Below are 7,358 nucleotides of genomic sequence, written 5' to 3'. Positions count from 1 at the left end.
TGAGCCCATGCGGCGCACCCGAAGCATCCACTCATCCCGATTGCACTCCAACGCGGCTGCAAAAAGGCATGGAACAGGCTCTAAGATACAACGCCGCAAACAATTGCCGACACCGTTCTTTCCCTCCCCCATTTTTCGATATCCAAGGAGCAACCCCATGGCCGACCTGAATGCCGCCTTCGAAGCCGCCAAAGCCAATTCCGAGAACCTGAGCGAGCGTCCCAACAATGCCACGCTGCTCAAGATCTACGCGCTGTACAAGCAGGCCACCGTGGGCGACAACACCGAGAAGAAGCCCAGCTTCTCCGACATGGTGGGCCGCGCCAAGTGGGATGCCTGGAACGCGCTCAAGGGCACCGAGGCGGATGCGGCCAAGCAGCAGTACATCGATCTGATCACCGAGCTCAGCTGACCGGAACCCGTACCGGTTACTGACCAAGCGGCCTGTGGGCCGCTTTTTCGTGGGCGTTGCCGCACGGGCTGGACGGGTCGGGGTATCAATGTTTCAATAGACAGAACGTCATTCTCTTGCGCGCCTCATTCAAGCGCCTTGGCTCCCCATGCCCCGCAAAGCCGTTTCCGAATCCGTTGCCGATGCCGATGCCGCCCCGGGCGGCGCGGCTGCCGTGGACCGCGCCCTGACCCTGATGGCCGCCTTCCGCCAGGGCGATGGACCCCTGGCCCTGACCGAGCTGGCCACGCGCACCCGGCTGTACAAGAGCACGGCGCTGCGCCTGCTGGCCTCGCTCGAGCATGCGCGCTGGGTGCAGCGTCTGGTCGATGGCCGCTATGCCATCGGGCCCGAGGTGGGGCGGCTGCATGCGCTGTATGCGGCCTCGTTCTCGCTCGACCGGGTGGTCATGCCCGTGCTGCGTGAATTGGTGGCCGCCACGGGCGAAAGCGCGGCCTACCATGTGCGCCAGGGCGATGCGCGGCTGTGCCAGTTCCGCGTGGATTCGCCGCACCCGATCCGCGACCACATCCGCGCGGGCGACCTGCTGCCGCTGGACCGGGGCACGGGCGGGCGGGTGCTGGTGGCCTTCGACGCCGCGCTGTCCAATTCGCTGGGCCGGCACGACCGCGCGCTGTACGCGCGCATCCGCGCCGACGGCTACCTCGCCAGCGTGGGCGACCGGCTCAGCGAGGTGGCGGGCATCTCGGCACCGGTGTTTGCGGCCGATGGCGCGGTGGCCGCCGCCGTCACACTGACCATGCCGGCCCACCGCTACGACGAGCGCTATGTGAAGAGCGTGCTCGAGGCAGCGCGCAGCCTCAGCGGTCAGGTAGGCTGAAGCCTTTTCTTCAACGGTATGTGGTGAGGTGGATATTGGTCTCGGTGCTGCGGATGCCCGCGATCAGGCGGATGCGTTCGAGCACCTGGGCCAGTTCGGCCATGCTGCGTGCCTCCAGCTCGGCCAGCAGGTCCCAGCGGCCGTTGGTGTCGTGCAGGGTGGCCACGCCGGGCTCGCCCAGCAGGCTGGCCACCACCTGCCGCGACTGGTTGCCCTCCACCAGCACCCCCATCCAGGCGCGGATGCGGTCGGGCTCGGCCTCGGGCCGCAGCTTGACGGTGTAGCCCACGATCACCTGGCTGTCTTCGAGCTTGCGGATGCGGTTGGTCACCGTGCCGCGGGAGACGCCGAGCTTGTGCGCCAGGTCGGCGACGTTCATGCGCGCATTGCCACGCAGCAGGGCAATCAGGGAGCGGTCGAGTTCATCCATGGTGTCATGCCATAAAGTGAGCGATGACTGTCATTTTGACAATCAATCCTGCATTTCGGTACATTTTTGACGATTCACATTGCCTCGTGCCCGCCGGACACTGGATGCCACCGAACCGGAGACACCACCATGCGACACGACGCCAGCCCCCAACACACCAGCGTATCCACCCTCTACCTGAGTGCGCCCGAAGCGGTGGAGCTGATCCGGCGCAAGGGCCTTGCGGCCTGCCTGTCCGGCATTGCCGCCCACATCACCGAAGACTTCCTGCGCTGGGAGAGCTTCGACAAGTCCGCCCGGGTGGCCAGCTACTCGCGCGACGGCGCGATCGAGCTCATGCCGATCGCCGACGACGTGACCTACACCTTCAAGTACGTCAACGGTCACCCCAGGAACACGCGCCTGGGCCTGTCCACCGTGATGGCCTTTGGCGTGCTGGCCGACGTGGCCACGGGCACGCCGCAACTGCTCAGCGAACTGACCCTGACCACCGCCCTGCGCACGGCCGCCATGTCGGCCGTGGCCGCCAAGGCCCTGGCGCGGCCGGACAGCCGGGTGATGGCGCTGATCGGCAACGGTGCGCAAAGCGAGTTCCAGGCGCTGGCCTTCCAGCACTTGGTGGGCATCACCGCAGTGCGCCTGTACGACACCGACCCCGCCGCCACCGCCAAGCTGCAGGCCAACCTGCAGACCTCGGGCCTGGTGGTGACGGTGTGCGCCAGCACGGCCGAGGCGGTGCGCGGTGCCGACATCGTCACCACCATCACGGCGGACAAGGCGCGTGCCACGATCATCACCGCCGACATGGTGGAGCCGGGCATGCACATCAACGCCGTGGGCGGCGACTGCCCCGGCAAGACCGAGCTGCAGGCCGAGGTGCTCACGCGCGGCCGGGTCTTCGTCGAATACCCACCCCAGACCCGCATCGAGGGCGAGATCCAGCAGATGCCGGCCGACTTCGCCGTGACCGAGTTGTGGCAGGTGCTGGCCGGCCGCCAGGCCGGGCGCCGCAGCGATGACGAGGTGACGGTGTTCGACTCCGTGGGCTTTGCGCTGGAGGATTTCTCGGCCCTGCGCTTCATGCGCGATGCGGCGCTGGAATTGGGTGTGGGTGAGCGCATCCAGCTGATCCCCGACCTGGCCGACCCCAAGGACCTGTTCGGCATACTGCGGCAGGCCGTGGCGGTTGCGGCTCCGCGCCTGCAGGCCGTGGCCTGAGGTTCAGGCCGCCGGGGCGAGGTCGGATAAGGCGATCAGCAGGCTGTTGGGCTCGGGGTTGTGGCAGGCCAGGCCCCGTGCCGCCACGTCCTCATCGAAGCGAACGAGCATACGGCCTTGCGCATTGGCGGGGCCGAGCACCGTGCCGCTGCTGCCGATCAGCCGCCAGTAGTCGTCCGCGGGCTTGCCATCCGGCGGGCCTTCGGCCGTGCCGTTGAAGCGCTGCAGCACCACGCGGGTGCCGGGCGCATGCACGGGGCTGCCGCCGCTCAATCGCGCCACACCACGCTGCTGGCCGGGTCGGCGCGCGTGGTACGGAACTGGTTGGCAGGGTGCGCAGGATCGGCCAGGCCGAACGAGATGCCGCAGACGATGCTGCGGTCTGTGCCGATGCCCAGCACCTCGCGCAGCACGCCCGGGTAGGAGGCCAGCGCCGCCTGCGGCACCGCGGCCACACCCAAGCTGTGCGCGGCGATCAGGAAATTGCCCACGTAGGCGCCGCAGTCCACCGCGCCGTACACGCCCAGGGCCTCGTCGCTGCTCACGATGGCCACGTGCGGTGCGCCGAACATGCTGAAGTTCTCGGCCGCCTGGCGCGCCGACGCAGCCCGGTCGCCCTTGGCGATGCCCAGCGCCTCGTACAGGCCGTAGCCGCATTCGCGCCGACGCTCCTGGTAGACGCCGCGGTACTCGCGTGGCCAGGGCAGGTCGGGCGAGGGTTGCGCACGGGTGATGGCGTCCTCAAAGGCGGCACGCAACCGGTCCAGGGTCTCGCCGCTGGCGATGTGCACCTGCCAGGGTTGGGCGTTGCACCACGAGGCCGTGCGCTGTGCCGTGGCCAGGATGCGCTCGATGGTCGCGCGGGGCAGGGCTTCGGGCAGGAAGGACCGGCAGCTGTAGCGCGTGTGCAGCAGCTCGGAGAGGGTGTCGTGCGCAGGCGTGGTCATGGCCCGCCTCAGGCCTTCCTGGCCTTGGCCGGTGCCTTGGCGGCCGGTTTGGCCGGAGCCTCTTCGGTGGCCTTTTTCTTGGGAGCGGCCTTCTTGGCGGCGGCGGGTGCGGGTGCGTTGAGCAGCGCATCGAGCTGCTCGCCGATCTCGCTCTCGATGCGGTCCTTGAACGCTCCGAACAGGAAGCCGAGCTGGGCATTCATCTCGAAGCGCGTTGCATCGACCAGCAGCGTGCCCTTCACACCCGAGCGGCTGAAGTGCAGCGTGTCCTCGGTGTCGCCTTCTTCGTAGGTGCATTCCATGTCGAACTTCTTCTCGGCCTTTTCGGCCCAGGAAAAAGCGACTTTGCGGGCCTGCTTGAAGCCCAGTTGGTGTTCGCGGTGGATATGGATGTCAGGCACCGGGGGTCTCCTGGTTGGGTAGCAATTGGCGCAGCACTTCGTGGCGCTGCGCCTGGGGTTGTTCACTCAGCACACGCACCGCATCATAAAACCGGCGCCAGTCGCGTCCCTCGCGCTCGAAGATCGCCACGAAGGCGGGCACGAACTCGTTGTAGGCCGCCTGGGCACCAAAGCTGGCGTTGTTGGCGCTGGCCACCCAGCGGTCGTAGCCTGCCGTCTGGGCCGGCGTGGCCTGCCAGCGCTCGCGCAGGGCCGCATAGTCGGCGCGAAAGGACTGCATGGCTGCGGCCTTCAGCGCCTCCCTGTCCGGCACGCTGTCCTGGGCGTAGAGCTTGGCGAGACGCTCGCGCGTGGCCTGGGTCAGCGCGCGGAAATCGCGCCGGCGCACCTCGCTGGCCGCGAAGGCCGTACTGGCCTGGGGCGTGGCCTGCTGGGCCAGCCAGCGTGCGCTGCCCAGCCGTTCCACCGCGGTGGCAAAGGATTCGTTGAACAGGGTGTCGCCCTTGGCGTAGACCACCTGGTGGGCCAGCTCATGGAACAGCAGGCGCACGAACTCCCCCTCCGGCCAGCCGATGAAGGTGCTCAGCAGCGGGTCGCCTCCGGCCCAGTTCATGTAGCCCAGCGTGGAATAGGCGGGCACGCCATAGACCTCGACCTCCAGCCCCGCCTTGGCGAGCCGATCGGCCTCGGCGCGCGCATCGGCTTCGTCGAAGTAGCCGCGGTAGCCGATGCAGCCCGTGACCGGAAAGCACCAGGTGTGCAGCGTGAGCGAGTAGGGCGGCGCGGCCACCACGTTCCACACGGCGGCCGTGCGTTTCAGGTCCGCATAGCGGCGGTAGCTGGCGTTGTCGGGCAGGCCGAGTTCCGCCACGGCAAAGGCGCGGGCGCGCTGGGCCAGTTGCAGGCGCTCGCGCAGGGGCACGGGGATGTCGGTGCGCGCGATCCAGTCCTCCAGTGGCTCGGCCGAGCGCATCAGCTGCACATGGCCGCGCACCGATTGCCAGTAGTAGCCGAGGGCATTGCCATTGCTGGCGCAGCCGGCCAGGGCCAGGCTGGCCATGAGGACCGGCAGGGCGGCCTGCAGGCCGGGCAGAGCGGAACGTGATGCGAATGGCGTTGGCATATCCTGCGGTCAGTTTAGGGCCTGTCAGCAGCATGGCGGATGGAATTCCTAGAATCAACCTCATGACCGAAGCTACCGCCATCTCCGAGATACCCGACGGCCTGTTCGCCGACGACGCTGGCTGCCCGCGCTGCAGCTGGTGCCAGGCCACGCCGCTGTACCGCCACTACCATGACAGCGAATGGGGCTTCCCGGTGGCGGACGACCGGCGCCTGTTCGAGAAGCTGTGCCTGGAAGGCTTCCAGTCCGGCCTGAGCTGGCTCACCATCCTCAACAAGCGCGAGGGCTTTCGGGCTGCGTTCGCGCAGTTCGATGCAGTGCAGGTCGCAGAGTTCACCGAGGCCGATGTGGAGCGCCTGGTGGCGGACGCGGCCATCGTGCGCCACCGGGGCAAGATCGTCTCGACCATCAACAACGCCCAGCGTGTGCTGGAGCTGCGCGAGGAGTTCGGCTCGCTCGCGCACTACGCCTGGCGCTACGAGCCGCCGGCCGGCGAGCGGCCCGAGCGCATCACGCGCGACGTGGCGCGCACCTTCATCACATCGCCCGGGTCGGTCGCGATGTCCAAGGACCTCAAGAAACGCGGCTGGAGCTTCGTCGGCCCGACCACGGTGTATGCCTTCATGCAGGCCATGGGCCTGGTCAACGACCACCTCGAAGGCTGCCATGCGCGCGAGAAGGCGCTCAAGGCGCGGGCGGACTTCGCCGTGCCCGGGCGCTGACCCGGTTCAGCCCGGCCAGCCGGGCAGCCTTTGAAGGGCCTGCAGCAATTGCCGGCCCGCCTCGTCCAGGCTGGTGTCGTTGCGCACCTCGATGCCGGCCGTGCCCGGCGGCGCCAGAAAGCGCAGCGCGCGCTGCACGCGCTGTTCCACTTCGTCGGAGTTTTCCCGGCCCCGGGATTGCAGGCGCTGGCGCAGCACCTCGGGGCTGGCCGTGATGTGCACGGCCACCAGGGCCGGGTAGCGCTGCAGCGCCTCGGGCAGGTAGGCGCGCGAGCCGTTGACCAGCAGCCAGCGGCCCCGGGCCAACGGGTCCAGCTCGCCGTGGCGCACGCCGTAGGCCAGTCCATTGGCTTCCCAGTGCAGGGCAAACGCGTTGGCGGCGCGCAGCGTGGCATGCTCTTCGGGCGTGGTGCTTTCGTGGGCCTCGCCTCCGGAGGCCGCGGGGCGGCTGATGGTGCGCCGTGCCCATTGCATGGGCAGTGCGGGCGGCAGGTGCTGGCGCAGCCAGTCGAGCAGGCTGTCCTTGCCGGCGCCCGAGGGGCCCATGAAATACAGCAATTTCGCCGCGGTGCTGCTCATGCGCCCAGCTCCAGGTGGTCCAGCAGCACGAAGTCGGCGCCCGGCGTGGGCTCGGCGAAAAGTGCCAGGCTGTTGAAGCGCAGCGGCGGCAGGTCGGCGAAGAACTGGTCGGCAGCGTCCTGTACCAGCTCCACGGTCTCGTCATCCGCACCCGCGAGCGATCCGGTCAGCGACATGTGGAAGCGGAACTCCTCCAGCACGAAGGGATAGCCCCACTGCTGCAGCAGTTCATCCTGCCGGGGCGTGAGCCCGGCGGCGCGGCGGCGCGCCAGGTCAGCGGCCGACAGGGGCACGGCCAGGGGCTGCAGCTGCTTCACGCAGGCAGCGGCTGCGGCCTGGATCTCGGCGTTGGCCGGGTGCGATCGCGTGGGCACCAGCGCGAGGAAGTCGTCGATGCGCTCGACCTGCATGGGCGGCAGGGCGAAGGGGCGCAGGCTGCCGGCCAGGGTCTGCACGGCATGGTGCAGCGTGAGCCAGTCCACGCCCGGTGCCAGTGCAAACGGTGCCTTGAGCGTGGCGTGCCAGCCGTAGCGGCGCGGGGCGGCGGTCAGGCGTTCCAGCGCGTCCTTGGCGACGCCGTGGATGTCCAGTTGCTGCATGGGCTGCAGCAGCGCGGCGCATCGGCCCAGCCAGTGGCTGGCGGCCC

Annotated in this window: 11 protein-coding genes; 4 read left to right on the top strand and 7 right to left on the bottom strand. The window is 68.7% G+C overall.

Annotation, left to right across the window (positions count from 1 at the left end):
- Positions 1-157 precede the first annotated feature (157 nt).
- Entirely contained in the window at positions 158-412 is a 255-nt protein-coding gene (locus PMI14_RS30220) for an acyl-CoA-binding protein (protein ID WP_007860945.1), read from the top strand.
- Between the two features lie 148 nt (positions 413-560).
- Positions 561-1,292, top strand: a complete 732-nt coding sequence (locus tag PMI14_RS30215) for an IclR family transcriptional regulator (protein ID WP_007860944.1) — start codon at positions 561-563, stop codon at positions 1,290-1,292.
- A 10-nt stretch (positions 1,293-1,302) separates the two neighbouring features.
- Here PMI14_RS30215 and PMI14_RS30210 read toward each other — a convergent pair whose 3' ends face one another.
- Complete coding sequence (locus PMI14_RS30210) at positions 1,303-1,722, bottom strand: Lrp/AsnC family transcriptional regulator (protein WP_007860943.1); 420 nt, start codon at positions 1,720-1,722, stop codon at positions 1,303-1,305.
- 129 nt (positions 1,723-1,851) lie between these two features.
- Here PMI14_RS30210 and PMI14_RS30205 point away from each other — a divergent pair, with 129 nt between their 5' ends.
- Complete coding sequence (locus PMI14_RS30205) at positions 1,852-2,940, top strand: ornithine cyclodeaminase (RefSeq protein ID WP_007860942.1); 1,089 nt, start codon at positions 1,852-1,854, stop codon at positions 2,938-2,940.
- Positions 2,941-2,943: 3 nt separating this feature from the next.
- Here PMI14_RS30205 and PMI14_RS30200 read toward each other — a convergent pair whose 3' ends face one another.
- Genes PMI14_RS30200 through PMI14_RS30185 form a run of 4 tightly spaced genes read right to left on the bottom strand, consistent with a single transcriptional unit; the run spans position 2,944 to position 5,348 of the window.
- The gene (locus PMI14_RS30200; protein ID WP_146187876.1) at positions 2,944-3,222 is read right to left on the bottom strand and encodes a hypothetical protein; all 279 of its coding nucleotides are present in this window, start codon (positions 3,220-3,222) and stop codon (positions 2,944-2,946) included.
- Positions 3,210-3,887 carry a nitroreductase gene (locus PMI14_RS30195; protein ID WP_007860940.1) on the bottom strand — a complete coding sequence of 226 codons (678 nt, stop codon included), beginning with the start codon at positions 3,885-3,887 and terminating at the stop codon, positions 3,210-3,212. The genes PMI14_RS30200 and PMI14_RS30195 overlap by 13 nt, the downstream gene beginning before the upstream one ends.
- 8 nt (positions 3,888-3,895) lie before the next feature.
- Positions 3,896-4,288 (bottom strand): polyhydroxyalkanoic acid system family protein, encoded by a 393-nt coding sequence (locus PMI14_RS30190; RefSeq protein ID WP_007860939.1) that lies wholly within the window; start codon positions 4,286-4,288, stop codon positions 3,896-3,898.
- Positions 4,281-5,348, bottom strand: coding sequence for an aminopeptidase (locus PMI14_RS30185; RefSeq protein ID WP_007860936.1), 1,068 nt, complete (start codon positions 5,346-5,348; stop codon positions 4,281-4,283). The genes PMI14_RS30190 and PMI14_RS30185 overlap by 8 nt, the downstream gene beginning before the upstream one ends.
- A gap of 125 nt (positions 5,349-5,473) precedes the next feature.
- On the opposite strand from PMI14_RS30185, the gene PMI14_RS30180 reads away from it, so the two are divergent.
- On the top strand, positions 5,474-6,133 hold the full coding sequence (locus tag PMI14_RS30180) for a DNA-3-methyladenine glycosylase I (RefSeq protein WP_035206326.1): 660 nt from the start codon (positions 5,474-5,476) through the stop codon (positions 6,131-6,133).
- A 6-nt stretch (positions 6,134-6,139) separates the two neighbouring features.
- Here the strand turns inward: PMI14_RS30180 and phnN are convergent, their stop codons facing one another.
- Positions 6,140-6,712, bottom strand: coding sequence for a phosphonate metabolism protein/1,5-bisphosphokinase (PRPP-forming) PhnN (gene phnN, locus PMI14_RS30175; RefSeq protein WP_007860933.1), 573 nt, complete (start codon positions 6,710-6,712; stop codon positions 6,140-6,142).
- On the bottom strand, positions 6,709-7,358 hold a 650-nt coding region (locus PMI14_RS30170; RefSeq protein WP_007860931.1), incomplete at its 5' end, for a DUF1045 domain-containing protein. The genes phnN and PMI14_RS30170, both read right to left, overlap by 4 nt.

Origin of the sequence: Acidovorax sp. CF316 (assembly GCF_000276605.1) — a bacterium.
Lineage (GTDB): Bacteria > Pseudomonadota > Gammaproteobacteria > Burkholderiales > Burkholderiaceae_C > Acidovorax.
This window is presented reverse-complemented; position numbering and strand designations above follow the sequence as displayed.

Coding starts and splice junctions, on each gene's coding strand:
- phnN (WP_007860933.1), bottom strand. CDS start 6,712: ATGAGCAGCACCGCGGCGAAATTGCTGTATTTCATGGGCCCCTCGGGC.
- PMI14_RS30195 (WP_007860940.1), bottom strand. CDS start 3,887: ATGACCACGCCTGCGCACGACACCCTCTCCGAGCTGCTGCACACGCGC.
- PMI14_RS30215 (WP_007860944.1), top strand. CDS start 561: ATGCCCCGCAAAGCCGTTTCCGAATCCGTTGCCGATGCCGATGCCGCC.
- PMI14_RS30180 (WP_035206326.1), top strand. CDS start 5,474: ATGACCGAAGCTACCGCCATCTCCGAGATACCCGACGGCCTGTTCGCC.
- PMI14_RS30220 (WP_007860945.1), top strand. CDS start 158: ATGGCCGACCTGAATGCCGCCTTCGAAGCCGCCAAAGCCAATTCCGAG.
- PMI14_RS30185 (WP_007860936.1), bottom strand. CDS start 5,348: ATGGCCAGCCTGGCCCTGGCCGGCTGCGCCAGCAATGGCAATGCCCTC.
- PMI14_RS30210 (WP_007860943.1), bottom strand. CDS start 1,722: ATGGATGAACTCGACCGCTCCCTGATTGCCCTGCTGCGTGGCAATGCG.
- PMI14_RS30205 (WP_007860942.1), top strand. CDS start 1,852: ATGCGACACGACGCCAGCCCCCAACACACCAGCGTATCCACCCTCTAC.